The 26,590-nt window shown below is 66.2% G+C and carries 23 protein-coding genes, 1 tRNA gene and 2 pseudogenes; 12 read left to right on the forward strand and 14 right to left on the reverse strand.

Going from position 1 to position 26,590, the window contains the following annotated elements; all coding sequences use genetic code 11:
- Positions 1–55 precede the first annotated feature (55 nt).
- Positions 56–130: transfer RNA gene (locus PARN5_RS0101075), tRNA-Gln, on the forward strand.
- Between the two features lie 593 nt (positions 131–723).
- On the opposite strand, the pseudogene PARN5_RS0101080 reads toward PARN5_RS0101075, so the two are convergent.
- The 5 genes and pseudogenes from PARN5_RS0101080 to PARN5_RS23120 form a co-directional block, all read right to left on the reverse strand.
- Positions 724–1,868, reverse strand: a pseudogene (locus tag PARN5_RS0101080) (IS3 family transposase).
- A 140-nt stretch (positions 1,869–2,008) separates the two neighbouring features.
- A complete protein-coding gene (locus tag PARN5_RS0101090) occupies positions 2,009–2,236 on the reverse strand; it encodes a hypothetical protein (RefSeq protein WP_017997954.1) in 228 nt (75 codons plus the stop codon).
- Positions 2,237–2,422: 186 nt separating this feature from the next.
- Positions 2,423–3,179 (reverse strand): IS5 family transposase gene (locus PARN5_RS23110; RefSeq protein WP_085999846.1). Its coding sequence is split into 2 segments (ribosomal slippage): positions 2,423–2,855 and positions 2,854–3,179, totalling 759 coding nucleotides; the frame shifts between segments, so codons are not numbered across the junction.
- A gap of 46 nt (positions 3,180–3,225) precedes the next feature.
- Positions 3,226–3,540, reverse strand: coding sequence for a hypothetical protein (locus tag PARN5_RS24450; protein WP_017997956.1), 315 nt, complete (start codon positions 3,538–3,540; stop codon positions 3,226–3,228).
- Between the two features lie 438 nt (positions 3,541–3,978).
- Positions 3,979–4,760 (reverse strand): IS5 family transposase gene (locus tag PARN5_RS23120; RefSeq protein WP_085999836.1). Its coding sequence is split into 2 segments (ribosomal slippage): positions 3,979–4,418 and positions 4,418–4,760, totalling 783 coding nucleotides; the frame shifts between segments, so codons are not numbered across the junction.
- A 233-nt stretch (positions 4,761–4,993) separates the two neighbouring features.
- Between PARN5_RS23120 and PARN5_RS23945 the strand changes: the two genes are divergently transcribed.
- Positions 4,994–5,161, forward strand: a complete 168-nt coding sequence (locus PARN5_RS23945) for a hypothetical protein (protein WP_017997957.1) — start codon at positions 4,994–4,996, stop codon at positions 5,159–5,161.
- A gap of 231 nt (positions 5,162–5,392) precedes the next feature.
- Here the strand turns inward: PARN5_RS23945 and PARN5_RS24695 are convergent.
- Both PARN5_RS24695 and PARN5_RS0101115 read right to left on the reverse strand, forming a co-directional pair.
- Positions 5,393–5,553, reverse strand: a pseudogene (locus PARN5_RS24695) (MYG1 family protein); the annotation flags it as partial.
- Between the two features lie 168 nt (positions 5,554–5,721).
- Positions 5,722–6,033 carry an ETC complex I subunit gene (locus tag PARN5_RS0101115; RefSeq protein ID WP_017997958.1) on the reverse strand — a complete coding sequence of 104 codons (312 nt, stop codon included), beginning with the start codon at positions 6,031–6,033 and terminating at the stop codon, positions 5,722–5,724.
- A gap of 139 nt (positions 6,034–6,172) precedes the next feature.
- Here PARN5_RS0101115 and uvrB point away from each other — a divergent pair, with 139 nt between their 5' ends.
- On the forward strand, positions 6,173–8,359 hold the full coding sequence (gene uvrB, locus PARN5_RS0101120; protein ID WP_017997959.1) for an excinuclease ABC subunit UvrB: 2,187 nt from the start codon (positions 6,173–6,175) through the stop codon (positions 8,357–8,359).
- On the opposite strand, the gene PARN5_RS0101125 is transcribed toward uvrB, so the two are convergent.
- The 3 genes from PARN5_RS0101125 to PARN5_RS0101135 form a co-directional block, all read right to left on the reverse strand.
- On the reverse strand, positions 8,356–8,637 hold the full coding sequence (locus PARN5_RS0101125) for an I78 family peptidase inhibitor (protein WP_017997960.1): 282 nt from the start codon (positions 8,635–8,637) through the stop codon (positions 8,356–8,358). The genes uvrB and PARN5_RS0101125 overlap by 4 nt on opposite strands.
- Positions 8,638–8,740: 103 nt before the next feature.
- Positions 8,741–9,376, reverse strand: coding sequence for a ParA family partition ATPase (gene parA, locus PARN5_RS0101130; protein ID WP_017997961.1), 636 nt, complete (start codon positions 9,374–9,376; stop codon positions 8,741–8,743).
- 109 nt (positions 9,377–9,485) lie between these two features.
- Positions 9,486–9,809 (reverse strand): antibiotic biosynthesis monooxygenase family protein, encoded by a 324-nt coding sequence (locus tag PARN5_RS0101135; protein WP_017997962.1) that lies wholly within the window; start codon positions 9,807–9,809, stop codon positions 9,486–9,488.
- Positions 9,810–10,083: 274 nt separating this feature from the next.
- On the opposite strand from PARN5_RS0101135, the gene PARN5_RS0101140 reads away from it, so the two are divergent.
- Positions 10,084–11,133, forward strand: a complete 1,050-nt coding sequence (locus tag PARN5_RS0101140; protein WP_017997963.1) for a membrane dipeptidase — start codon at positions 10,084–10,086, stop codon at positions 11,131–11,133.
- A gap of 165 nt (positions 11,134–11,298) precedes the next feature.
- Here the strand turns inward: PARN5_RS0101140 and PARN5_RS0101145 are convergent, their stop codons facing one another.
- The 4 genes from PARN5_RS0101145 to PARN5_RS0101160 form a co-directional block, all read right to left on the reverse strand.
- On the reverse strand, positions 11,299–12,840 hold the full coding sequence (locus PARN5_RS0101145; RefSeq protein ID WP_017997964.1) for a Ppx/GppA family phosphatase: 1,542 nt from the start codon (positions 12,838–12,840) through the stop codon (positions 11,299–11,301).
- A gap of 74 nt (positions 12,841–12,914) precedes the next feature.
- On the reverse strand, positions 12,915–15,080 hold the full coding sequence (locus PARN5_RS0101150; protein ID WP_017997965.1) for an RNA degradosome polyphosphate kinase: 2,166 nt from the start codon (positions 15,078–15,080) through the stop codon (positions 12,915–12,917).
- A 28-nt stretch (positions 15,081–15,108) separates the two neighbouring features.
- Positions 15,109–15,798: a DnaA/Hda family protein gene (locus tag PARN5_RS0101155; RefSeq protein WP_017997966.1), complete on the reverse strand. Its 690-nt coding sequence runs from the start codon at positions 15,796–15,798 to the stop codon at positions 15,109–15,111.
- Positions 15,799–15,801: 3 nt separating this feature from the next.
- A complete protein-coding gene (locus tag PARN5_RS0101160) occupies positions 15,802–17,130 on the reverse strand; it encodes an AI-2E family transporter (protein WP_017997967.1) in 1,329 nt (442 codons plus the stop codon).
- A 120-nt stretch (positions 17,131–17,250) separates the two neighbouring features.
- On the opposite strand from PARN5_RS0101160, the gene proS reads away from it, so the two are divergent.
- The 8 genes from proS (at position 17,251) to PARN5_RS0101200 (ending at position 26,590) form a co-directional block, all read left to right on the forward strand.
- Positions 17,251–18,603 carry a proline--tRNA ligase gene (proS, locus tag PARN5_RS0101165; protein ID WP_017997968.1) on the forward strand — a complete coding sequence of 451 codons (1,353 nt, stop codon included), beginning with the start codon at positions 17,251–17,253 and terminating at the stop codon, positions 18,601–18,603.
- A 185-nt stretch (positions 18,604–18,788) separates the two neighbouring features.
- Positions 18,789–19,913, forward strand: a complete 1,125-nt coding sequence (gene gmd, locus PARN5_RS0101170; RefSeq protein WP_017997969.1) for a GDP-mannose 4,6-dehydratase — start codon at positions 18,789–18,791, stop codon at positions 19,911–19,913.
- Positions 19,914–20,837: an NAD-dependent epimerase/dehydratase family protein gene (locus PARN5_RS0101175; RefSeq protein WP_017997970.1), complete on the forward strand. Its 924-nt coding sequence runs from the start codon at positions 19,914–19,916 to the stop codon at positions 20,835–20,837.
- Entirely contained in the window at positions 20,834–22,003 is a 1,170-nt protein-coding gene (locus tag PARN5_RS0101180; RefSeq protein ID WP_017997971.1) for a DegT/DnrJ/EryC1/StrS family aminotransferase, read from the forward strand. The genes PARN5_RS0101175 and PARN5_RS0101180 overlap by 4 nt, the downstream gene beginning before the upstream one ends.
- Before the next feature lie 21 nt (positions 22,004–22,024).
- A complete protein-coding gene (locus PARN5_RS0101185; RefSeq protein ID WP_017997972.1) occupies positions 22,025–23,176 on the forward strand; it encodes an SGNH/GDSL hydrolase family protein in 1,152 nt (383 codons plus the stop codon).
- 66 nt (positions 23,177–23,242) lie between these two features.
- Positions 23,243–24,307 carry a glycosyltransferase family 61 protein gene (locus tag PARN5_RS0101190; protein WP_017997973.1) on the forward strand — a complete coding sequence of 355 codons (1,065 nt, stop codon included), beginning with the start codon at positions 23,243–23,245 and terminating at the stop codon, positions 24,305–24,307.
- 86 nt (positions 24,308–24,393) lie between these two features.
- The gene (locus tag PARN5_RS0101195; protein WP_232419273.1) at positions 24,394–25,011 is read left to right on the forward strand and encodes a serine acetyltransferase; all 618 of its coding nucleotides are present in this window, start codon (positions 24,394–24,396) and stop codon (positions 25,009–25,011) included.
- Positions 25,004–26,590: an AMP-binding protein gene (locus PARN5_RS0101200; RefSeq protein WP_017997975.1), complete on the forward strand. Its 1,587-nt coding sequence runs from the start codon at positions 25,004–25,006 to the stop codon at positions 26,588–26,590. The genes PARN5_RS0101195 and PARN5_RS0101200 overlap by 8 nt, the downstream gene beginning before the upstream one ends.

The raw sequence follows: 26,590 nt of genomic DNA on the forward strand, positions 1-26,590 counted from the left end.
CGGAAATGCCTCTTGCACCCCCCTGCCAGCTTGGCTAGATACGCCTCCACAGAGTTGGGGCGTGGCCAAGTGGTAAGGCAACGGTTTTTGGTACCGTGTACCGTAGGTTCGAATCCTACCGCCCCAGCCAGATCCATCAAAGTGATTTCAGACAGGTCGCGAAGCTGGATTTTCGCAGCGCGATCATTGGCCTGGCGGGTAGCGAGGCTGCTGAATACGGCCCCTGACCTGTAATGGCCGGGCTTCAAATGCCCCAGATTCTGCCCCAGGGGGGTGCTGGTGAGGTGAAGATCAAGGGTGCCCGAGGCGGTCGGATCCTCGGGCAAAACCTGCGTCCTGGTTTAGGCACGGAAAGCTTCCAGCCTGCTCCACCAGAACCGCTTACAGCATCTCCTGGCAGTCTTGTTGATAGCCCGAGCCAGCGATTGCTGAACGGAGTACGATTCAGCCGATGACCTCCAGACACGATCCACCAGCCACAACCGCACCAGGATCTCAAAGGCTACGAGGGCCTGTTGGTCCTTATCCTCGATTTTCTCAAATTCCTCTATATACTTAGACTCAAGTTCAGCCCTCAGAGTGCCAGAAGCCTTGTGCGAATAGAGGTTGCCTGCTGTCTCGGGAACATCCTGGCAGTAATGCTTCGCGATTTCCCCGTAAGTTTCGTTGTAGCCCTGTGCAAACTGAGCTACTCCCCATCTCTTGGACAGTTTCCGGGATGATTTAAGCTACTCTCTGCCCCTGCTGATCGGTTTCGATCTGGTTGAAGTAGACCACGGCGGGCGGCTGTCCGCCATGGGCGGCGTGGGGCCGCTGGTGGTTGTAGAAGGTGATCCATCGGCCAACGCCCGCCTTCGCCTGCGAGCCGGTCTCCCAGGCGTGCAGATAGACGCACTCATACTTCAGGGACCGCCAAAGGCGCTCGATGAAGATGTTGTCGAGACACCGGCCCTTGCCGTCCATCGAGATCCGGGTGCCGATCCGTTTCAGCCGGTCGGTCCAGGCGAAGGACGTGAACTGCGAGCCCTGATCGGTGTTCATGATCTCGGGCGGGCCGAAGCGGTGGACCGCCTCGTTCAGCGCCTCGACGCAGAAGTCGGCTTCGAGCGTGTTCGAGATGCGCCAGGCCAGCACCTTGCGGGTGAACCAGTCCATGATGGCGACCAGGTAGAGGAAGCCTCGTCGCATCGGCAGATAGGTGATGTCGGCACACCAGGCATGGTTGTGCCGATCGACCCGCAGGCCACCCAGCAGATAGGGGTAGGTCTTGTGCCCCTTCGCAGGCTTGCTGGTGTTGGGCTTCTGGTAGATCGGCATCAGACGCATGAGCCGCATCAGCCGCCGGATGCGCTTCATGTTCACTGGGTGCCCTTCGTTCTGCAGGTGCCAGGTCATCTGCTGGACGCCGTAGAAGGGGGTTTCCAGGAACTGACGGTCGATCAGCCGCATGAGCGCCAGGTTCATCTCGGTCTCGCCCTGCGGTGCGTAGTAGAACGACGACCGCGAGATCGACAGCAGACGGCATTGCGCCCCGACCGACAGCGTGGGGTGAGAGCGTTCGATCATCCCGCGCCTCACCTGCCGGTCCAGGGCTTGAGCTTTCGTGACAAAAAATCGTTGGCGACGGCCAGCTCTCCGATCTTGGCGTGCAGCGATCGCACCGTCTCCTCGTCGACCTCGGCCTTCTTCTTCCTGCCGCGTTCGAAGATGTCCGATGCCCCCTCGAGCAGCGCCTTCTTCCACTGGTGGATCATCGTCGGATGCACGCCGTATTCCGCGGCCAGCTCCGACACGGTGCGCTCGCCCTTCACGGCTTCCAGCGCCACGCGAGCCTTGAAGCCCGCGTCATGGTTCCTGCGTTTCGACATCGTCTGTTCTCCTCGTTCTTGGAGACCAGCAGACGGAAGATCAGAGCTTACGTCACTGTCCGATTTTCGGGGAGGTGCTCAACTATCGCAGAAGGCAGCACAAGCAGAACGGGTATCCCCGGCATTCAGGGCAGTCAGTATCAGTTGCTTGACCATGGCACGCTGCTCGGCAGGATCAGTATCCGGGAATTGCCCCGGCGGAAGTTCATAGGGGTCAGCAGGAAGCTCCACCCCTTCTGCGCTGCTAGAATCTGGATATGCATGGCTTTGAAGTCGATCTCGACAGCCGGGGTATCGTTGATGAAGATCTGTTCCCGCAGCCCGCTGCTCAGCCCCTGCCACCAAGGGCCATAGAAGCGACCATTCATTTCACACGATCCACGGCTGAAGATGCTGGTGACGCGGCCCGATAGAAACCCTGATGTCCTTTCCCTGTTGTCTGCCGGGTGACCCATGACTGCTGATCGCCATGAACAGGAGGTTCGCGTATCCGTGGCCGGAGTAGCGCAAATCCTCCGGCACCACGCCATGATCGGCGAGCTTAGAGTCAGGACTCACAACCAGTAGATAACGGTTGCAGCGAGGGCGCAGGCCGAGAGAAACAGGATCGGGCAGCGGTCGTAGCGGGTGGCAATGCGCCGCCAGTCCTTGAGGCGGGCGAACATGTTCTCGATCTTGTGGCGCAAGCGGTAAAGGTCCGCGTCGTGCGGTATCGGAATCTTGCGACCGATGCGGGAGGGGATACACGGCGAAATGCCCATCTCGATCAGAGCGTTGCGGAACCAGTCGGCATCGTAGCCCCGGTCCCCGAGCAGCGCTCCGGCCTGTGGGATAGAGGACAAGAGCGCCCGCGCCCCGATATAGTCCGAGGTCTGGCCCGCCGACAGGAACATCCGGATCGGACGACCCTTCGCGTCGGCCAGGACGTGGAGCTTGGAGTTCAGGCCGCCCTTCGTCCGCCCGATCAGCCGTCCGCGCCCCCCTTTGAACCGCAAGGCTCGACGCCGTCCGATGGGCTTTCGCATGGGTCGCGTCGATCATCACGATCCCGGTCTCCTGCGCCTGGGCGGCCAGCTCGGTCATGATCGTGGCGAACACGCCCATCCGGCTCCACCGCTTCCAACGGTTGTAAAGCGTCTTCGGCGGGCCATAGGTCGCAGGCGCATGTTTCCACATCAAGCCATTGCGCTGGATGAAGATTATCCCGCTCAGCACGCGCCGGTCATCGACCCTCGGCTTCCCGCGCGACTTCGGAAAGAAGGGCCGCAGCCGCTCCATCTGCGTTTCCGTCAACCAGAACAGTTCGATCATGATCCCTCCCATAGTTGGGAGTTTGAATCACGCGGCGAGATAGCCCTCAAGCAGATTTATGGGTCCTGACTCTAAAGCGCAGATCCCGCGCGATGTCGAGCAGGGACTCGCCGGATGCGAAGCCGAGCGAAGCGGTCTGCCGTCGAACCCCTGCGGTGAGTTCAGTGAGGCCCCTTTCCACAGCACCGTCCACACTCGTCAGGACGTCATGCGAATGGCTGCGGGCGAGGTGCTTTGCCAGTTCGTCAGGCGTGGTCTCGCCGAGAAAGTGATTCAAAAGCGCCATGATACGCATGGGATTGCCGGACGCCAGTGCTCGCTTCGCGTCCCGCAGCGGCGGCAAATAGACATGACGCACCATGTCCTGGCAGCCGGGCTCGGGCGCGTTGCCTTCCCTGCCAGCCCAAATTGTCGGGCGGACACCCGTTCGGCTGCCCTCAAACCGTATAGAGCGTTGGTCAGCGTCGTATCGGTGGCAGCGCTGATCAGACGCCCCTGCTGGCCGGTCGTCAGGCCCGAAAAATGCGCTTCGAGTTCGAAGTGTGGGGCAGCGCTCTGAAACGTTACATCCGTTGGCTCGCAATGAATCTAGCGGCGGCCGCCGAGCGGTATAGTTAGGAGGCGGATCGCATCAATCGCATCGCTTTTCCCGCCGTTGTTCTCACCACCAACACGGTAAGGTCTGGCTGAAAATCGATCTCACAATCGCCGAAGGACCGAAAATTTTTCAGCTTTGCTGAAGATAAATACATTCACTGCCCCATATTGCTTTTATAATGCCGTCGTCACAGAGGCTAGGTCATGTTGACAAATGGCGGAGCCAGAGCCTGATGCAGGCGACGTCGACGAAGCCAAGGAAGCTTTCGGCGGTTTTGTCGTAGCGGGTTGCAAGGCGGCGGCTATTTTTCAGCTTGTTGAAGCAGCGCTCGACCATGTTGCGCAGGGTGTAGATGGTCATGTCGACAGCCTTGCGCACCCTTCGGTTCCTTCGCATCGGTATCATGGGCAGGGCGTTGCGGCTCTCGATGTCTTCCCGAATTTTATCAGAGTCATAGCCCCTGTCGGCGACCAGAACTGCTGGTTGCGGCAGGTTGTCGGCCATCACCATATCATAGCCGGTGTAGTCGGAATCCTGCCCCGGCGTGATCTCGGTCCTCATCGGGAGGCCTGCGCCGTTGACGCGGAGATGGATCTTGGTCGAGAAGCCGCCTCTCGAACGGCCAAGAGCCTCTTTCGGAGTCCCCCTTTTGCGCCCGCCGCATGATGATGGGCGCGGATCACAGTGCTATCAACCATCTGGAGCTTGTCTGGCGCGATCCCAGCGTGGTTCAGCGCATCCAGGATATCCTCCCACAGTCCCGCCAAAGTCCAGCGGCGGAACTGACGGTAGACCGAGGACCACTTGCCAAACTCTTCGGGCAGATCGCGCCATGGCGCACCAGTCCTTGCGATCCAGAATATACCATTCAGAACAAGACGATGGTCCGCAGGTTTCCGCCCGTTAGGGTGCCGGACGGCACGAATGAAGCCCTCGAAGAAGGTCCACTCATCGTCGGATATCAGGTTGCGTGCCAAGTTCATCTCCCACGTAGAGATGAGCTTGAATCATAGGACGACTGCCAGAGGAATCCCTTTTGTCAACACGACCTACAACTAAGCAGGATCATCCAGCCATACCCTCATGGAAGCCGCAGAACGGTTCCATTGCTTGGGCGGCCTCGTCGCCCGGCCCACTCGCGCTGGTGTGCTACCCATGCCCGCGATCAGTGTCGATAGCCAGCCCCGGGCAGGCGCACTCACAGGGGGGAACACGCATGGACCAGAACCACGCCGGACAGATTGCGGCCTTGCTCAACACGCGCAATCAGCTCGTCAAAAACTACGACGCCAAGGCCATCCTCAGTGCGCGCGCACGGTTCCTGTTCGAGGTGCGAGATAATCAGGTCGTCGGTTGCGTCGAATTGAAAAAGGTCCAGTGGTAGCAGGCGAAGGTCAATCACCTCACGGTCCACGAGGATTATTGTCGGCGGGAGATCGCGCAAGCGCTTCTCGCTGCAGCTACCGCGCGCGCCATCGAAGACAGAGCCCGCATCTTGCAGTGTACGATCAGGGACAACAATGTTGAGAGCACGGGCTTGTTTGTGAAGAACGCATTCGTGCGTACAGCCTTGTTCCTGTACCCGACACCGGAAACAATGTCCGCATCGGCAACCATAGGCCCCGCCGACATCATAGATGATGCGGTCGGGCCGGGGGTGATCCATTCGGCCGCCCGCCTGCGGATCAGCTGCGCCTGCGGGAAAAGCCGCGTCAGGATCGCCGTCGAAAGACCTCATCCGCCGCCGGAATGGGTGACGAGATAGGCGGGGGTCATGGCTGGCATTCCTTGGCGCGCTGGGAGCGTCCGGTCAAGCCGATCCGGCAAATGACAAGCCGAGGCCGGAAATTCGGCCCCAGCAAAATCAACAGGTTGACAAAACTATGCCCCGAACTCGGCCGAAACCACCCCGAGCCGGCACCAACTTTCGCCCGATTTACAGCCTCAATGCGTCCAGGGCGCGCGGCGGTCGGTGGCGAAGTTCTCGCCATAGCCGCGGGGGCGGATGTTCGCGGCGCGGGCGTGGGGCTCGACCACCTCGAAATCCAGGCCCTTCTCGCGGGCGTAGTCCTCGGCCTGCTTGCGGGTTTCGAAGCGCAGCTTCACCTGGCTCTGCGTGTCGTCGCTGCTGGTCCAGCCCATCAGCGGGTCGATCTCGCGCGCATCCGCCGCCGGAAAGACCAGCACCCATTCGCGGGTGCGGGCGACGCCCGACTGCATGGCGTTGCGGGCAGGCTTGTAGATGCGGACTCGCATTGGCGGGAACCCTCTGTTCTTGCTCAGGGCCTTATCCCCCAAGCCGGCCCGCTGTTCAAGATGGCAGTGCAAGACGCCGCTTGCCCCTTGCATCCGCGCGCCGAGATGCCAGATTCATCCCCGGAACAAAGGGAAAACCATGGGCCACAACAACACCAATGCGCCCGTCGCGCGCTTCGCCGAGGTCACCCGCCCCAAGCTCGAGGGCGGCAAGCGCTTCGTCATGCAGTCCGAGTTCCTGCCGGCCGGCGACCAGCCCACCGCCATCGCCGAGCTGGCCCAGGGCGTGCGCGCGGGCGAGCGCGACCAGGTGCTGCTGGGCGCCACCGGCACCGGCAAGACCTACACCATGGCCAAGGTGATCGAGGAAACCCAGCGCCCCGCCATCATCCTGGCGCCGAACAAGACCCTCGCCGCGCAATTATACGGCGAATTCAAGGGCTTCTTTCCCGACAACGCCGTCGAATACTTCGTCAGCTACTACGACTATTACCAGCCCGAGGCCTATGTGCCGCGCTCCGACACCTATATCGAGAAGGAATCGCAGATCAACGAGGCCATCGACCGCATGCGCCACTCGGCCACGCGGGCGCTGCTGGAACGCGACGACGTGATCATCGTCGCCTCGGTTTCCTGCATCTACGGCATCGGCTCGGTCGAGACCTATTCGGCCATGACCCAGGACATGGTCGTCGGCCAGCAATACGAACAGCGCGGCTTCATCAACGAACTGGTCGCCCAGCAATACCGCCGCCTCGACGCCGCCTTCCAGCGCGGCGGCTTCCGGGTGCGCGGCGACGTGGTCGAAGTCTGGCCCGCCCACCTCGAGGACCGGGCCTGGCGCTTCGACTTCTTCGGCAACGAATTGGAAGCCATCACCGAATTCGACCCGCTGACCGGGGCGAAAACCGACAGCTTCAAGCAGATCCGCATCTATGCCAACAGCCATTACGTCACCCCGCGCCCGACCTTGCAGCAGGCGATCAAGGGCATCCGCGCCGAACTTCAGGGACGGCTGAAACAGCTGACCGACGAGGGCAAGCTGCTGGAAGCCCAGCGGCTCGAGCAGCGCACGAACTTCGACCTGGAAATGCTTGAAGCGACAGGCGTTTGCAACGGGATCGAGAACTATTCCCGCTATCTGACCGGCCGCGCGCCGGGCGAGCCGCCGCCGACGCTCTTCGAATTCATTCCTGACAATGCCATCGTCTTCGCCGACGAATCGCATGTCTCGGTGCCGCAGATCGGCGGCATGTATCGCGGCGACTTCCGGCGCAAGTTCACCCTGGCCGAGCATGGCTTCCGCCTGCCCTCCTGCATGGACAACCGCCCGCTGAAATTCGAGGAATGGGACGCCATGCGCCCGCAATCGGTCTTCGTCAGCGCCACACCGGCCGATTGGGAACTGGACCAGACCGGCGGCGTCTTCACCGAACAGGTCATCCGCCCCACCGGCCTGATCGACCCGCAGATCGAGATCAGGCCCGTCGAGATGCAGGTCGACGACCTCCTGGACGAGGTGCGCAAGGTCTCGGCCGCCGGCATGCGCACGCTGGTAACCACCCTGACCAAGCGCATGGCCGAGGACCTGACCGAATACCTGCACGAACAGGGCATCCGCGTGCGCTACATGCACAGCGACATCGACACGATCGAGCGGATCGAGATCCTGCGCGACCTGCGGCTGGGGGCCTTCGACGTGCTGGTCGGCATTAACTTGTTGCGCGAAGGCCTTGATATTCCCGAATGCGGCCTGGTCGCCATCCTGGACGCGGATAAAGAGGGCTTCCTGCGCTCGGAAACCTCGCTGATCCAGACCATCGGCCGCGCCGCCCGCAACGCCGAAGGCCGCGTCATCATGTATGCCGACCGCATCACCGGCAGCATGGAGCGCGCCATGGCCGAGACCGAGCGGCGCCGGCAGAAGCAGATGGCCTATAACCTGGAACACGGCATCACGCCGCAGACCGTGCGCAAGAACGTCGAGGACGTGCTGGCCGGGCTCTGGCAGGGTGATACCGACCAGTCGCGCATCACGACGAAGATCGACAAGCCCATGGTCGGCGCCAATCTGGCCGCGCATCTCGACGCGCTGCGCGCCCAGATGCGCAAGGCGGCCGAAAACCTGGAATTCGAGGAAGCCGCCCGGCTGCGCGACGAGGTCAAGCGGCTCGAGGCCGTCGAGCTGGCCGTGGCCGACGACCCGCTGGCGCGCCAATCCGCCATCGAGGAAGCCGCCGAAGAGGCCGTCAAGGCCTCGGGGCGCTCGACGGCGGGCCGCGCCGGTCAGCGCGGCGGCAACAAACGGTCAAAACGCAAGCACTAGCCGCAGCTTACGCGAACAAGCTTACCCGTCTTGTCATGTTCGAAATTCAGCCGGTTCGGGTTGTAGTCCATGGTGACGGGATCGCCGGTCTTGTAGCTGCGATAGGCTTGGTCGGCGGGGATCGAGATGGTCACGCCGCTTTGCCCGACCAGCCCCAGGTAACGGCCGGCGCCGCAGCTGTCCTCGGCCGGCGGGGTGGGTTCGGGTGGCGCCGGCTCGGGCACGCAGCCCGCCGCCAGCAACGGGATGAGCATCGCAACAGGCAGGATCGGCTTCATCGGAAGGTCTCCTTGACGCGGACAATCGCAGCGCAACCCCTTTGCCCGCGAAAGGTTCCGCGTCACCCGCCCGCGCGCCCCGCATCGGCCAAACACCGCCGTTTCACGGCAGCCGGGCCAGCACCTCGTCGGTCAGCGCATCGATTTCGCTGCGCGCCACCGGGTTGCGGCCGCTGTCGCTGGCGCCCAGGCCCTGGCCCAGCGTCTCGGCATAGCTGACGCGGTTGGCGATCTGCGCCGCCGCGACCTCGGCCCCCAGCTCCTCGGCCTTTTCCGCGACCTCTCCGGCCAGCCGCGTGCCCGGCCGGGTGCGGTTCAGCACGATCAGCGTGTCGCATTTCTCGCGCCGGGCCAGGTCCAGCACGCCCTCGGTCGCCCACAGGTCGACATGGCTGGTCGCGACCGGCACCAGCACCAGATCGGCCACCCGCAGCGCCGGGCGCAGGTCGCTGTCGATCTTGGGCGGCGTGTCGATGATGACATAGTCGAAGCGTTTCTTCAGCTTGTCGGATTCGTAGCTCGCCCCCCAGGCCGAAGAGGTGGTGAACTCCAGCGCCTCGTCCTCGCCCAGGCGTTCCAGCCGCTCCAGGAACCAGCGCCCCAGGCTGCCCTGCGGATCGGTGTCCAGCAGGCCCACGGAATGACCCCGCCCGCGCAGGCAGACCGCCAGGTTGACCGCCACCGTGGTCTTGCCGGATCCGCCCTTCTGCTGGGCAATCGTGATGATGCGTCCTGCCATGCGCCCCCTCCGCTCTGGCCCCGCTGCCCGGGGCGCGTCCGAAGGCCAGACTAGGCAGGTTCCTGCCGCAAGGCGAGCGGTTTTCGCGCCCGCAGAAACCGCCCGGGCTTCAGCTGTCCCAGACGCCCATCACCTCGTACATCACCGGCTCGAAATGCCGGCACATGGCATGGATGGCGCGGTTGCGCTCGCGCATCTCGGGGCTGCGCAGCATGGCCTGATAGTCGCGGCGGTCGCGCCATTGCGAATAGGTGGCGATGCGGGTCTGGGCGTCGTTCAGATGCACGGCGCCCGAGACATAGCCGGGCTGCCGGCTGATCACCTCGGCATAGGCGGCGGTCAGCGCGTCCAGCACATCATGGGCGCTGCCGGGGGTGACGTCGAAGGTGCAGATGACGGTCTGGCCGTCGAAACCGTCCGCGATGCGGGTCATGGCTGGGGCTCCTTGCCGCTGGCTCGTGCCCCCAGCTTAGCGCAGAGCCGCTGCGGGAAAAGCCCCTATCGTTCGCCGCCGCCGGTGCACGGCCGGTGTACGCGCGGTGTACGCGCGCTGCACGGCGGTCACAAGCAGATCCCCAGCAATTGCCGGGGATCGGCGCCCCGGCCCCGCGGCCTGTGCACCGCGCAACGCGCGTTGCGCCCGGCCGGCTTGCGGCGCGCGGGGAACCGGCGCATGTTGCGCCGCGCAAGGCGAAAGGACAGCAGCCATGATTCCGGTCTTCGACGGTCACAACGACTTCCTCCAGCGCATGGTCGCCGCCGGTCCCGGACGCGAGCGGCTGTGGCTGCAGGGCGACGGCACCGGCCATCTGGACCTGCCGCGGATGAAGGCCGGCGGCTTCGCGGGCGGCTTCTTCGCGATCTGGACCCCCTCGCCGCCCGGTCCCGACGATGCGCTGGCGGCGATGCTGAAGAAGAACCCGCCCTTTGCCCTTGATCTTCCAGCGGAAATCCCCTCGGACCAGGCGCTGCCGCATGCGCTGGCCCAGGCCGGGCAGCTGCTGGCCATGGCGCGCAGCGGCACGCTGGACATCGGCCTGAGCGCCGCCGACCTGCGCGCCAGCATCGCCGCCGGCCGCATCGCCGCCATCCTGCATATCGAGGGCGCCGAGCCGATCCCCGACCTCGACGCGCTGCATGTCTGGCACGCCATGGGCCTGCGCTCGCTGGGGCCGGTCTGGTCGCGGCCGACGGCCTATGGCCATGGCGTGCCCTTCGCCTTTCCGTCCTCGCCCGACACCGGGCCGGGGCTGACCGATCTCGGCCGCGAATTGATCAAGGAATGCAACCAGTTGCGCATCATGCTGGACCTGTCGCACCTGAACGAAAAGGGCTTCGACGACGTGGCCCGGCTGTCGGACGCGCCGCTGGTCGCCAGCCATTCCTGCGCCCATGCCGTGGCGCCCAGCTCGCGCAACCTGACCGACCGCCAGCTCCGGGTGATCGCGGAAAGCCGCGGCCTGGTCGGGCTGAACTTCGCGGTGGGCTTCCTGCATCCCGAAGGCCGCCGCGACCCGATGCATGGCTTCGCGGTCATGCTGCGCCATCTCGACCACCTGCTGGCGCATCTGGGCGAGGACGGCGTGGCCCTGGGTTCGGATTTCGACGGCGCCGACATGCCGGCCGACCTGGCCGATGCCGCGGCCTTGCAGAACCTGGTCCAGGCCATGCTGGAGCACGGCTATGGCCGCGAACTGGTTGAAAAGATTGCCTGGAAGAACTGGCTGGCCCTGCTCGAGCGGACCTGGGGCACCTGAGCCCGCGCCCCCTGCGAGGGGGTCGTCGGGGGAGGACGATCCTTTCTAACCGGACACCTGGTAAACAACACCCGGACCGCCGTCCCCCGTGGCTTCTGTTTGCCACGAAAGGCGCAGCCGGGAAACCTGTCGGTTGGGACAGGATTTTCGGCCGCGGCCCGCGATTCAGCTCTGGATCACCGCCGGCTCGACCTCCAGCGCCTGGGCCAGCGCCCGGAACCGCGCCTCGGTCACCTCGCCCATCAGCGCGCGGCCGATGCGGGTCAGCTTCAGTTCCAGCAGCTTCTTTTTGGGCATCAGCTTCAGCGTGCCCGCCTCGGCCGGGTCCTTGACCGAGAACATGGCGCCGAAGCGCATCGCCTTGCCCAGCACCTCGGCATCGCGGATTTCCTTGTCGTTCAGCAAGGTGAACAGCGGCGCCATCGGCGAATTCGCCCGGCTGTTCTTGTAGCGGTGCAGCAGCGACAGGCCCAGGAACACCCGCTCGGGATGCGACAGCGCCGCCATGTTGGCCCGCGTCACATTGTCGAAACAGGCGTCGGCGCGATAGTCGGGATGGGTGCGCCAGGTGGTGTCGTGCAAGAGGCAGGCGGCGCGGATCAGCCGGTCGCGCTCGGGCGGGACGTCGGCGAAAAGCGGCTCGAGGAAGTGATACAGCTTCTTGCCGAATCCCGGCATCCGCGCCATCTGCCGCTCCGAGAAGCGCGCCGCCTCGATCAGCGGATCGCGCGAGCGCAGCCCCTCGGGCATCTGCTCGTAGAGCAGCCCCTCGCGGATGCCATAGGAGGACACCGCCAGCGACTTGGGCTCCAGGCTTTGCACCAGCTGGCGCAGCACCAGGCTGGCCAGCGGCACCAGCTCCATCCGGCTTTGCGAGATGCCGGTCATCGCCCGCATCTCGGGCACCGACCGGCCGCCGATCCATTTCACCGTGTCCTCGACCGCATCGGGCGTCATGCGGTATTCGTGCAGCACGGTCATCGGGTAGTTCACCCGCTCCATGTCCAGCCGCGCGATGGCCCGCCACGAGCCGCCGACCAGATAGATCGTCTCATGTCCCCGGCCCAGCCTGGCGACGGCGCCCTCGATGGTCTTGCGGATATGGTCGCGCAGACCCGAGGCGCCGCCCTTGACCTGCTGCAGCCGGAACGGGCCGAGCGGCGTGGTGATGCGGCGGCCGACCTTGCCGCCCTTGACCTCGGCCAGTTCCATCGAGTTGCCGCCGATGTCGCAGACCAGGCCGCTCGCCTCGGGCCAGCCCAGCAGAACGCCCTGGGCGGATAGCCGGGCCTCTTCCTCGCCGTCGATGACATGCAGCTTCAGGCCGGTTTCCTTCTCGACTGCCTTGCGGAAGGCGGGGCCGTCCTCGGCCTCGCGGACGGCGGCGGTGGCGACGCAGGTCAGCGGCTTGATGCCCATGCCCTCGGCCAGGGCGGCGAAGCGGCGCAGCGCCACCATGCCGCGCTGCACGCCCTCGGGGTTCAGCCGGCCGGTGCTGGCCAGCCCCTGCCCCAGCCCGGCCATGACCTTTTCGTTGTAGAAATACGCCGGCGAGCGCGCGGCGCCGTCGAACACCACCATGCGGATCGAGTTCGAGCCCACGTCGACCACGCCGACCCGGCTGAGCGAGCGTTCCGAGGCGCGCTCGAACAGCGACCGCCCGAAGGGCTCGATGGTTTCTCCGCTTGCGGTGACGATACCGTTCATCGGGTTCCTCTCGATTCCGTGACCACGCCGGGGTCCGGGCTTTGGATGCGGCAATTAACCCTTTGCGTCAATCGTCAATCGGTCGAATGCGTCAATGCCGGAACGTCGCGCGCGCCTGCCTTGCCCCGTCCCGAAAGTGACGGATTTTCCATGAAGAATTTATGACAGCTGAACAGGTCTTCCTTGCCCGCCGGCAGGTAGCGCAGATAGCGCCCGTCGGGCTGCAGAAGCCAGCTCTGCGCCTCGTCGGCCATGTTCGCCGCCATGATCTGGCTGGTGATCTGCGCCTTGACCGTCTCGTTGAAGCATTCGATCAGCGTCTCGACCCGCCGCGACAGGTTGCGCCCCATCCAGTCGGCCGAGCTGATGAAGACCCGCGCCCGCTTCGAGGGCAAGGCATGGCCGTTGCCGAAGCAGACGATGCGGGAATGTTCCAGGAAACGCCCGACGATCGACTTGACGCGGATGTTTTCCGACAGGCCGACGATGCCCGGCCTGAGGCCGCAGATGCCGCGCACCACCAGGTTGATCCTGACCCCGGCCTGGCTTGCGGCGTAAAGCGCCTCGATCACGTCCTTTTCGATCAGGCTGTTCATCTTGGCCCAGATCTCGGCCGGCCGGCCGCGGCGGGCGAATTCCGCCTCGCGCGCGATCAGGGTCAGCAGCGTCTCTTTCAGGTCGATGGGCGAGATCGCCATGTTCTCCAGCCCGTCGGGCTGCACGTAGCCGGACAGGAAATTGAACACCTTGGAGGCATCGCGCCCCAGCGCCGGGTCGCAGGTGAACAGCGACAGGTCGGTATAGATCCGCGCGGTGATCGGGTGGTAGTTGCCGGTGCCGAAATGGCTGTAGGTGATCAGCTGGTCGCCCTCGCGCCGCACCACGGTGCTGATCTTGGCATGAGTCTTGTATTGCATGAAGCCGTAGACGACATGCGCCCCGGCGCGCTCCAGCCTGCGGCTCTGGCGGATGTTCGCGGCCTCGTCGAAACGCGCCTTCAGCTCGACCAGCGCGGTGACCGACTTGCCGGCCTCGGCCGCCTCGCAGAGCGCATCGACGATGGGGCTGTCGCGCGAGGTGCGATAAAGCGTCTGCTTGATCGCCAGCACGTTCGGATCGCGCGCCGCCTGCGCCAGGAACCGCACCACCATGTCGAAGGTCTCATAGGGGTGGTGCAGCAGCATGTCCTTTTGCCGGATCGCCGCGAACATATCGCCGTCGTGGTCCTGCACCCGTTCCGGCACGCGCGGGGTGAAGGCCGGCCATTGCAGGTCGCGGCGCGAATCCAGCACCAGTTCGCGCAGATCGGCCATGCCCAGCAGGCCCTCGACCTCGATCACCTCCTCGGGATCGACGTCGAGCTCCTCCATGATCAGGCGGCGCAGCCGGTCGGGCGCGCCGGCGGTGATCTTCAGCCGGATGACGCTGCCGCGCCGGCGCCGCTTCAGCGCCGTCTCGAATTCGCGGACCAGATCCTCGGCCTCTTCCTCGACTTCCAGATCGCTGTCGCGCAGGACGCGGAAAGCGCAATGGCCGATGTCGCGATAGCCGGGGAACAGGCTCGGCAGATGCATCAGCAGCAGGTCTTCCAGCCGCAGGAAGCGCTTGCCGCCGGGCAGCGGCACGAAGCGGGCGATCTGCTGCGGGATCGGCAGCAGCGCCTGCATCTGCTGGCCGCCGCTTTCCCGCGCCAGTTCCAGCGCCAGCGAAAAGCCGGTGTTGGGAATGAAGGGGAACGGATGCGCCGGGTCGATGGCCAGGGGCGACAGCACCGGAAACACCTGCTCCATGAAATGCCGGCGCAGGAATTCCTCCTCGGCGCGGGTGATGCGCGAGCGGGACAGGATGGTGATCTCGGCCTGCTCCATCTCGCGGCGCAACCCGTTCCAGACCGATTGCTGCGCGCCCATCAGCCGGCGCGCGTCGGCATTGACCAGCGCCAGCTGCTCGGCCGGCGTCAGCCCGTCGTCGGAAAGCGTGCTGTTGCCCTCGCGCACCAGCTCGCGCAGGCCGGCGACGCGGACGGTGTAGAATTCGTCGAGATTGGTGGCCGAGATCGACAGGAAGCGCAGCCGTTCCAGCAGCGGCACGCGCGGGTTCCGGGCCTCGTCCAGCACGCGCCAGTTGAAGGCCAGCCAGCTGATCTCGCGGTTGAAGAAGCGGGCCGGGCCTTCGGGCGTGCCCTCGGGCAGCAGGCGCGGCGTGGGAAAGGGGAATTTCAGGAAATCGGCCTGGGTCATGGGAAAGACTGTCGCTGGGATGAACGGATCATGCGTCGGCGGGGGCGAGCTTGTCCAGAAGCTCGGCCGCCAGGCGCCGGGTGATGGCGCGGCGCCCGGCCAGCGATTCGCGGTCGATGGCCGCGACCAGCCGGCGCGCAAGGTCCAGGTCGCGCTCCATGCGCAGGGCCAGCCAGTCGATCACCTCGGGCGGGGCCTGCAACTGGCGGTCGGCGAAGAGCTTGACCAGCACCGCCGGCAGCAGCGCGTCGTCGGGCGGACCCAGCAGCGCCTGCGCCGCCGTCTCCAGGCGCGAGCGCAGGTCCGGCAGCAGCAGGCCCCAGTCGCGCGGCGCGGCGCGGGCCGAGATCAGCAGCAGGGCCTGCCGGGCGCCGGCCAGGTTCCACAGGTGGAACAGCCCCTGCTCGGCCTCGGGCTGGCCGCCGATTTCGTCGGCGTCTTCGATGACCAGCGCGCCGGCCTCGGGCACCAGCTCGTCGGCATTGGCGGGGGTCAGGGTCCAGGCCTGCGTGACATGGGCGCCATGCTCGGCCGCCCAGACGCCCGCCAGATGCGTCTTGCCGGCACCCGGGCCGCCGATCAGAAGCAGCCGGCCCTGCGGCCAGCGCGCCGGCGCATCGAGCATCGCCCGCGCGTCGCGGTTGGCGCCGGTGGTCAGGAAATCCGCGCGCGACAGCGCGGGCGGGATCGTCAGATCCAGGGCAAGCTGGCGGGCCAAGGATCAGCCGTCCTTCCGGCTTTGCTCACGGGCCTCGCGCGCGGCCAGCCTTGCCTCGGCATGCAGTTCGACCGGCGAGGGCGGGCCATCGGGGGCGATGTCGGGCAGCCTCTCGCGCTCGGCCCGCTCCTGGCGCTCCTCGATCAGCTCGGCCAGTTCCTCGTCGCGCTGGATCTCGGCCACGCGCACGTCATGGGACAGCTGCGCCAGGCGGCGGATCTTGGCGGTGGTGCCGCGCGGCACCAGTTCGATCAGCGTCGGCGGCGGCGGCGGCGCCGGCACCTCGCGCCCGGTATAAAGCGCGCTTTCCCTGTAGCGGCCGGCGGCAAAGCGCACCAGCACGCCCAGCGCGGCGGCCAGGGGCACCGCGACCAGCAGGCCGACGAAGCCGAACAGCGTGCCGAAGACGGTCAGCGCCAGCATCAGCCAGACCGGATGCAGCCCGACCGAGGTGCCGACGATCTTGGGTTGCAGGAAATTGCCCTCGATGAACTGGCCGACGACGAAGATCGCGACCACGGCGGCGATCCAGACCGGCTCGCCCCAGAAGCTGAACAGCGCGACCCCGATGGCGGTGGCGCCGCCGATCAGCACGCCGACATAGGGGATGAACGACAGCGAGGCCGCGATGACCCCGATGGCGACGCCGAAGGGCAGGCCCACCAGCCCCAGGCCGATGGAATAGAACGTGCCCAGGATCAGGATCACCATGCCCTGCCCGCGCACGAAGCCCGAAAGCGCCTTGTCGATGTCGCGCGCCAGCGTGCGCAGGGTGTCGGCATGGTCGCGCGGCAGAAGCTCGTCCAGCCGCGCCACCATGTTGTCCCAATCCAGCAGCAGGTAGAAGGCCACCACCGGCACGATGACGACCAGCGCCAGCAGGCTGAACACCCCCACGACCGAGCCGAGCACCGTCGACAGCACCGTCATGCCGCTTTCGCTGATCTTCCTGCCGGCATCGGTCAGGGCGGTGTTGATGGTGCTGCCCTCGGCAAAGACCTGGGGAAAGCGGCTGGTCAGGAACTGCTGCAACTGCGCCACCATGTCGGGCGCGGTATTGATCAGCTGTGTCGTCTGCTTGACCAGCACCGGCACCAGCATCAGCATCACCGCCACCATGATCAGGATCGCGGCCAGGGTGATGACCACCACCGCCAGGGTGCGCGACAGGCCCAGCCGCTCCAGCCGGTCGGCCAGGGGATCCAGCAGATAGGCGACGGCGGCGCCCAGGATGAAGGGCATCATCGCATTGCCCAGCGCCCAGAGCGCCAGCAGCAGCACCGCCAGCGCCGCCCCCCAATACCAGACCTGTTTCTGCGCCGGCAGTCGCATCGGTTCTCTCCTGTCGCGAGTCAGCCCTATGTGGAACGTCGCGCGCGCGCATGCAAGGAAGGGCGTTGCCCCACCCTGCGCTCTGCGCTAACTCGGGCCGGCCATCATGAGGATTTCGCCATGCGTCTCACGCGCTATTTCATGCCCGTTCTGAAGGAAGACCCCAAGGAGGCGCAGATCGTCAGCCACCGGCTGATGCTGCGGGCGGGCATGATCAAGCAGCAGGCGGCGGGCATCTATTCCTGGCTGCCGCTGGGCTTCAAGGTGCTGAACAACATCCAGAAGATCGTGCATGAGGAGCAAGCCCGCGCCGGCCATATCGCCATGCTGATGCCGACGCTGCAATCGGCCGACCTGTGGCGCGAAAGCGGCCGCTACGACGACTATGGCGAGGAAATGCTGCGCATCAAGGACCGCCACAAGCGCGACCTGCTCTATGGGCCCACGAACGAGGAGATGATCACCGACATCTTCCGGTCGCATGTGAACAGCTACAAGGACCTGCCGCTGACGCTGTATCACATCCAGTGGAAGTTCCGCGACGAGATCCGCCCGCGCTTCGGCGTCATGCGCGGCCGCGAATTCCTGATGAAGGACGGCTACAACTTCGACCTGACGCGGGCGGATGCGCTGCATGCCTATAACCGGCACCTGGTCAGCTATCTGCGCAGCTACGAGCGCATGGGCCTGCAGGCGATCCCGATGCGCGCCGACGGCGGCCCGATCGGCGGCGACTATACCCACGAATTCCTGGTGCTGGCCGAGACCGGCGAATCGGAGGTCTTCTACGACAGCGAGATCACCGACCTGAAATTCGGCAGCCGCGCCATCGACTATGACAGCGTGGAGCAGTGCCAGGCGGTGCTCGAGGAATTCACCAGCCGCTATGCCCGCACCGACGAGACCCATGACGAGGCGCTGTTCAACCAGATCCCCGAAGAGCGCCGGCGTTCCGCGCGCGGCATCGAGGTCGGCCAGATCTTCTATTTCGGCACCAAGTATTCCGAGGCCATGGGTGCCACCGTCGTCGGCCCCGACGGCAAACGCACCCCGGTCGAGATGGGCAGCCACGGCATCGGCGTCTCGCGCCTGCTGGGTGCGATCATCGAAGCGAGCCACGACGACAAGGGCATCATCTGGCCCGAGGGCGTGACCCCGTTCCATGTCGGCATCGTCAACCTGAAACAGGGCGACGCCTCGACCGACAGCGCCTGCGAGGCGCTTTATGCCGAGCTGAAGGCGCAGGGCTTCGATCCGCTCTATGACGACCGCGACGAGCGCGCGGGGGCGAAATTCGCCACCATGGACCTGATCGGCCTGCCCTGGCGCATCACCGTCGGCCCGCGCGGCCTGGCGGCGAACAAGGTCGAGCTAACCTCGCGCAAGACCGGAGAGTCGGTCGAGATGTCGCCGCAAGAGGCGGTGGCGCGGCTGAAGGAGATCTATCAGCCGGTCTTCGACGCGGCGCTCTGAGGATCGGGCGGCCGTGCCGGTGGCGCGGCCGCAGGGGTATTTGCAAAACGGTGAAGGCGAGCGCCGGGCAGGATCATCTTGGGCGGCGCCTGCGTCTTCTTTGCTCTGGAAATACCCCAAGGACAGCGAAGCTTGCGCGGTCGCATGGGTATTTGCAGAGCAAAGAAGACGAGCCAGGAGGACGCATGGTGAAGAAGGCGCTCATCACCGGGATCACCGGGCAGGACGGCTCCTATCTGGCCGAATTCCTGCTGGAGCAGGGTTACGAGGTGCATGGCATCAAGCGCCGCGCCTCGTCATTCAATACCCAGCGGGTCGATCACATCTTCCAGGATCCGCATGAGGCGGGCTCGCGCTTCTTCCTGCATTACGGCGACCTGACGGACAGTTCGAACCTGACCCGGATCATGGCCGAGGTGCGCCCGGACGAGGTCTATAACCTAGGCGCGCAATCCCATGTCGCGGTCAGCTTCGAGGCGCCGGAATATACCGCCGACGTGGACGGGCTGGGCGCGCTGCGCCTGCTGGAGGCGATCCGCTTCCTGGGGCTCGAGAAGGCGACGCGCTATTACCAGGCCTCGAGTTCCGAACTTTACGGGCTGGTGCGCGAAAGCCCGCAGTCCGAACGCACGCCGTTTCATCCGCGCTCGCCCTATGCGGTGGCCAAGCTCTACGCCTATTGGATCACGGTGAACTATCGCGAGGCATATGGTCTCTTCGCCTGCAACGGCATCCTGTTCAACCACGAGAGCCCGCGCCGGGGCGAGACCTTCGTCACCCGCAAGATCACGCGCGGGCTGGCGAATATCGCCCAGGGGCTGGAGAAATGCCTCTATATGGGCAATCTCGATGCCTTGCGCGACTGGGGCCATGCCCGGGACTATGTGCGCATGCAATGGCTGATGCTGCAATGCGACACGCCGGACGATTACGTCATCGCCACCGGCGAGCAGCATTCCGTGCGCCAGTTCCTGATCTGGGCGGCGGAGGAACTGGGCATCGCGCTGGAGTTCCGCGGCACGGGCGTGGGCGAGGTGGCGGTGGTCGCCTCGGTCACCGGCGAGCTGGCGCCGGCGCTGCGGGTCGGCGACGTGGTGATGCGGGTCGATCCGAAATATTTCCGCCCGGCCGAGGTGCAGACCCTGCTCGGCGATGCCGCCAAGGCGCATCAGCGGCTGGGCTGGCGGCCCGAGACCGGGTTGCGCGAGATGATCGCCGAGATGGTCGCGGCCGATCTGCATGTCGCGCGCGGCCAGTCGCTGCTGGCGCGGCATGGCATGGCCGCGGCGGTCGCGCGCGAGGATCGCTGAATGGCCCGGCTGCTGGTCACCGGCGCGGGCGGCATGGTCGGGCGCAACCTGCTGGCGCATCCCGGCATCGCCGCCTGGCAGGTCATGGCGCCCGCGCGCGCCGAGCTGGACCTGTGCGACGCCGAGACCACGCGCGACTGGCTGATGCGCCACCGTCCCGATGCCGTGGTCCATGCCGCTGGCCGCGTCGGCGGCATCCAGGCCAATATGGCCGAACCGCTGCGTTTCCTTGACGAAAACGCCCGCATCGGGCTGAACCTGGTCGCCGCCTGCCGCGCGGCGCGGGTGCCGGTGCTGATCAATCTCGGCTCGAGCTGCGTCTATCCCAGGGATCTGGGCCGCGGCCTGTCCGAGGAGCAGATCCTGACCGGCCCCCTGGAGCCCACGAACGAAGGCTATGCCCTGGCCAAGATCATGGCCATGCGCGCCGTCGACTATGCCTGCCGCGAGGATCCGGCCCTGCTGTGGCGCACGCTGGTGCCCTGCAACCTCTACGGCCCGCATGACAGCTTCGACCCTGCGCGCTCGCATCTGCTGGCGGCGGTGATCGACAAGCTGCATCGCGCCCGCATCGCGGGTGCGGCCGAGGTCGAGATCTGGGGCGACGGCGAGGCGCGGCGCGAGTTCATGTATGCCCCCGACTTGGCCGAGGCGATCCTGCGCGCGCTGGCCGATCCGGCGCGGCTGCCGCCGGTGATGAATGTCGGGCCTGGCCAGGACCACAGCATCAACGATTATTACCGCATCGCCGCCGAGGTGATCGGCTGGCACGGCCGCTTCCGTCACGACCTGGCGCGCCCGGTGGGGATGCGGCAGAAGCTCATGTCGGTCGCGCGGCAGGCGGCCTGGGGCTGGGCGCCCGCCACGCCCCTGCGCGACGGCATCGCCGCGACCTATGCGCATTATCTGGAGCATCACGCATGAGCCGCTTTCCGCTGGCCACCTCGAGCTGGGACGCGGCCGAGCGCGACGCGCTGCAACGGGTCATCGAGTCGGACCGGTTCTCGATGGGCGCCGAGGTCGCGGCTTTCGAGGCGGAATTCGCCCGCTTCACCGGCAGCCGTTTTGCGGTGATGGTGAACTCGGGCTCCTCGGCGAACCTGGCGATGGTGGCGGCGCTGCGCTATACGGCGAACCCCGACCTGCGGCTGATGCCGGGGGACGAGGTGATCGTGCCCGCCGTGTCCTGGTCCACGACCTTCTTCCCGCTGCACCAATACGGGCTGCACCTGAAATTCGTCGATATCGACCGCGACACGCTGAACTACGACCTCGCGGCGCTGGAAGGCGCGGTGACGGACCGGACGCGGGCGATCATGGCGGTGAACCTCTTGGGCAATCCGAACGATTTCGGCGCCATCCGCGCCATCATCGGCAGCCGCCGCGTCGTGCTGATCGAGGACAATTGCGAATCGATGGGCGCGACATTCGCCGGGCGGCAGGCGGGCAGCTTCGGGGTGATGGGGACGTTCTCGACCTTCTTCTCGCACCATATCTCGACCATGGAGGGCGGGCTGGTCGTCACCGACGACGAGGAGCTTCACCATATCCTGCTGGCGCTGCGCGCGCATGGCTGGACGCGGAACCTGCCGAAATTCAATCGCTTGACCGGCGAGAAAAGCGACGATCCCTTCGAGGAAAGCTTTCGTTTCGTGCTGCCGGGCTACAACCTGCGCCCGCTGGAGATGTCGGGGGCGCTGGGGCGGGCGCAGCTGGCGAAACTGCCCGATCTGATCGCGGGACGGCGCAGGAATGGCGCGCTCTGGCAGCAGGCCATGGCGGAGCATCCGCTGTTCCGCATCCAGGCCGAGACCGGCGCCAGCAGTTGGTTCGGCTTTTCGCTGGTGCTGCGGCCGGACACGGACCTGAGCCGCCGCGCGGTGCTGGACCGGCTCGAGGCCCTGGGCTTCGAGACCCGGCCCATCGTCAGCGGCGATTTCACCCGCAACCCGGTGCTGGAGCTGATGGATCACAGCCTGCATGGCCGGATGATCCATGCCGCCGAGATCGACCTTAATGGTTTCTTCATCGGCAATCATCATTATGACATCAGCGAGGCGATCGGGATTCTGGCCGATTTCCGCGGCTGATCGCGCGACAAGGCGGGGCGGATGGGCGACAGGATACTGAAATGGATCGGCATTCTGGCGATCCTCGCGCTGGTGGGGCTGGCCGGCTATTTCGCCTGGCCCCGGCCGCCGCATCCGCTGGTGCCGGTGCCCACGCTGGACATGGTGCAGGCGGGTTTCCAGGCCCGGCTGGTGCCGCCGCAGTCCGGCTTGGTGCCGCTGCCCGCGCAGGTGACCGGCCGCAGCGCGGCCGGCCCCGCGCCCGGCAGCCGGCGCCATGAATGGCCCGGCTTCCACGCCGCCGCCCGGTTCCAGGGCAGCGCGGTCACGCTGCGCTTCGACGACGCGGTCAACCGCTGGCGCGTGACGCTGGACGGACAGGCAATCCTGGTCTCGCGCCCCGGCTGGCAGGACCTGCACATCACCGGGCTCGCGCCGGGCCCGCACCTGGTCCTGGCCGAGAAGATCAGCGAATCGCAGGCCCCTGCGGTGTTCGACGGCTTTTTCCTCGACGCCGGGGCCGAACCGCTTCCTGCGCCGCCACCGCCCGCGCGGCTGATCGAGTTCATCGGCGATTCCGATACCCTGGGCCTGGCCGATACCGCCCTGCGCCGCGACTGTTCCGAGGAGCAGGTATTTTCCGCCACCGACACCAGCCGCGCCTTCGGCCCGCAGGTGGCGCGGGCGCTGGGGGCGGATTACCGCATCATCGCCCGCTCGGGCATCGGGCTTCTGCGCAATTACGGCGGGGCGAGACCCGGGCGCGAGATGCCGCAGATCTATCCGCTGGCCCTGCCCCGCGACCCGGCGGCACCGACCCTGCCGCAGCGGTCCGCCGATGTTCTGGTGATCGCACTGGGCTCGAACGACTTCGGCTCGGATTTCGCCAAGGGCGAGCGGTGGGACAAGGCGGCGCTCGCTGCCGGTTTCGGCCCAGCGCTGGCGGATTTCGCCAGGGCGCGCTTGGCCGAGAACCCGGGCGCCCGGCTGGTGCTGCTGGCCTTCGGCGAATACGGGCCTGCGCTGACCGACGCCTATCGGACGGCCTCGGACCTGCTGGCCGCCGACGGGCTGGCCGCCGAGGTGGTGGTGCTGCGCGAGCCGCGCCGCAATGCCTGCCTGTGGCACCCTTCGCAGGCCGATCACGATGCCATCGCCAAGGTCTTGTCCCAGGTGCTGAAGACGCCGGACTGAAGAACTGTGCTCTTGCGCCCAGGGCCGCACGACAGAATAGTGGAACTCCAACCGCAGCGATCAGCCATGCATTCCCTCAGACCGCTTCACAACCGTCTGCGCCGCCTCGTCGGTCAGGCCCGCCCGCAGTTCTACGATCTTGCCGTCGAAAGCTGGGAGGTCTCGCCCGCCGAGGAGGTCGAGATCGCGCCCGGCATCTGGCTGCCCGACCAGGTCGAACAGATCGCCCAGACCGAATTCGGCGCCCTGCCCGACATCCTGGCCCAGATGCGGGGCGATCCGGCCGAGCCGACGCCGCCGACCATGGGTTATCGCTTTCGCGACGTGGATTTCGTCGATGGCGTGCTGCATGCGCGCGGCGGCCAGTGGCACCTGCGCAAGCAGACCCGCCGCGGGCTCGGCTATCCGCGCCCGCGCCAGGCGATCTCGGGCGCGCTTTACGAAAGCTGGATCGGCAATCGCTGGTTCGGCAACTGGCTGCTGAACGACTGCCTCGCCTATCGCCTGGCCGAGCAGGCCGGCCATCCCGTGACCTCGGCCCCGGTGCGCGGCGGCCATATCCGGCGCTACGAGGAACTGCTGGGCATGGCGCCCGAACGCATCGGCGACGTGCATTTCGACGAGCTGGTGCTTTTCGACGACCTGCACAACAACAGCGGCCGGCAGGGCCGCGCGCAAGAGAATCGCGCGCGCCTGCTGGCGGGGCGCAAGCCCGAGCCGCTGCCCGGCGTCTTCATCTTTCGCGGTGCCAGCGGCGACGCCCGCCTGCTGGAAAACGAGGCCGAGATCGCCGAGCGGCTCGAGGTCGAATACGGCTTCCGCACCCTCTACGTCGACCGCCACGATGCCGACCAGATGGTCGAGGCGGCGGGCGCCGCGCAGCTGGTGGTGGGCGTCGAGGGCAGCCAGCTTGCCCATGGCGTCATCGCCATGCCGCCCGGCGGCACGGTGCTGACGCTGCAACCGGCGGACCGGGTCACCACCTCGCTGAAGCTGCTGACCGACTGCTGGCGGCAGCGTTACGCCATGGTCGTGGGCGCGGGCACCGCGAGGGGCTATCGCGTGGAATGGGACCAGCTGCGCCGGACCCTGGACCTGATCGCGGATCAGAATCCGAAAAACTCGTCCTAAACGGCAGGTTGAGTTTCCGGCCACAGGTCTGAATATGGGGGCCAGACCGCTTTTTCCCACTGATTTCATTCGCAAGTAAGATGGTGATGTTCAAGACCCTCAGGGAAGATTATCGCAGGCATGGCAGCTCGCTGACCGAGCCCGCCTTTGTCTCTCTGGCGATCTATCGCTACGGCCGCTGGGCGATCGGCCTCGGGAATCCGGCGCTGCGCTGGCTGGCGACCAAGCCCTATGCGCTGATGAAGCTGCTGATTCTGAACGTCACCAAGGTCTGGATCCCGCCGCAGGTCCGCATCGGCGCGGATTTCCACATCATCCACGCCGAGGGCTCGCTGTCGATCCACCCCGACGTGGTGATCGGCGACCGCTGCGGGGTGATGCACAATGTCACCATCGGCACCAACATGCGCCCCGGCGCGCCGGTCATCGGCGACGACGTGTTCATCGGCGTGAATTCCTGCGTGCTGGGGCCGATCCGCATCGGCGACCGGGTGCGCATCGGGGCGAATACCGCCGTCACCACCAACGTGCCCTCGGATTCGGTGGTGATCGGCTCTCCGGCCAAGATCTATCCCAGCCTGCCGATCTTTGCCGCGGACCGGCCGGCGAAACGCGCGACGGGCGCGAAGGGCAAGGCACCCCAGGACACGACGCAGCAGGGCACGACGCGGGCCGCCGAGAAAAGGGCAACCGGGAATGAGTGACGATTTCGACCGTGCCATGTGGGCCATGCTGGCCGACAACCTGCCCCTGCGCGCCGGCAAGACCGCGGCCGTCGACCAAGGCCGCAGCGTCAGCTACGCCGCGCTGGCGGCCGAGGCCGGGCGCATCGCCGACTGGCTGCGCGGCCGCGGCATCCGGCCCGGCGACCGGGTGATCGTGCATCTGCGCAAGGGCATCGACGAGGTCGCGGCCATGTTCGGCGCATGGAAGGCCGGCGCGGTGGTGGTGAACGTCAACATCCGCTGGACCCCGGCGCAGCTGGCCTATGTCGCCCGCGACTGCCGGGCGCGCGCGGTCATCGGGCCGCGCAATGCGCTGGCCGGGCTTGCGGGCGAACACGCCCTGCCGGCCGACACCGCCTTTCTTGTTCAGGGCAAGGCCGAGGGTCTTGTCCAGGGCGCGGACCCGTGGTCGGCCTTGGCCCCCGACAGCGGCTCCGCGCCCGACGAATCCGACCCGCTGGGCCTGGCGATGATCATCTACACCTCGGGCTCGACCGGCGCGCCCAAGGGGGTGATGCTGTCGCATCGCAATATCCGGGTCGGTGCCATCTCGGTGGCCGAATATCTGGGGCTGGATCAGACGGACCGGCTGCTTTCCGTGCTGCCCTACAGTTTCGACGCCGGGCTGAACCAGCTGACCACCATGCTGCTGCTGGGCGGCACCGTGGTCCACCAGCCGCTGACCATGCCGGCCGAGATCATGCGCATGGCCAAGGCCGAGGGCGTGACCGGCATCGCCGGCGTGCCGCCCTTGTGGAACCAGATCGTGCGCCTGCTGGTCGAGAATCCGGTCGAACTGCCGGCGCTGAAACGCATCACCAATACCGGCGGCAAGATCCCCCCGAACATCCTGGAATTGCTGCCCCAGGTGTTTCCGGGCGTCGACATCTACCTGATGTATGGGCTGACCGAGGCCTTCCGCTCGACCTACCTGCCGCCGGCGAAATTCGCGGCCAAGATGGGTTCGATCGGCCAGCAGATCCCGAATGCGCAGGTCTTCGCCATCCAGCGCGGGATCGGCATCGCCGGCCCCGGCGAACAGGGCGAGCTGGTCCATGCCGGTCCGCTGGTCAGCATGGGCTATTGGGAAAAGCCCGAGGTGACGGCCGAGAAGATCCGCCCCTGCCCCGAGCTTGCGCATCTGATCGGCGATGCGCCGGTGGTCTGGTCGGGCGATCTGGTGCGCGTCGACCAGGACGGCGACCTGTGGTTCGTCAGCCGCATGGACGAGATGATCAAGACGCTGGGCTTCCGCCTGTCGCCGACCGAGGTCGAGGATGCGATCTCGCAAAGCGGCCTGGTTTCGGACGTGGTCGCCTGGGGCGTCGAGGATGCCGAATTGGGCCAGGCGGTGCATGTCGCCGTGACCTATCTGCCGCAGGGCGACGAAGGCCTGCTTTCCGCGCATTGCGCCCGCGCCATGCCGCATTACATGCGTCCGCAGCGTCTGCATGCCTGGGACGGTGCCATGCCGCGCACCGCCAGCGGCAAGCTGGACCGCCCCGCCATCATCTCGGCCGCCAAGGCAGCCGCCGCGCAAGACCTACAGAAGGCATGA

The organism is Paracoccus sp. N5, assembly GCF_000371965.1.
Classification (GTDB): domain Bacteria; phylum Pseudomonadota; class Alphaproteobacteria; order Rhodobacterales; family Rhodobacteraceae; genus Paracoccus.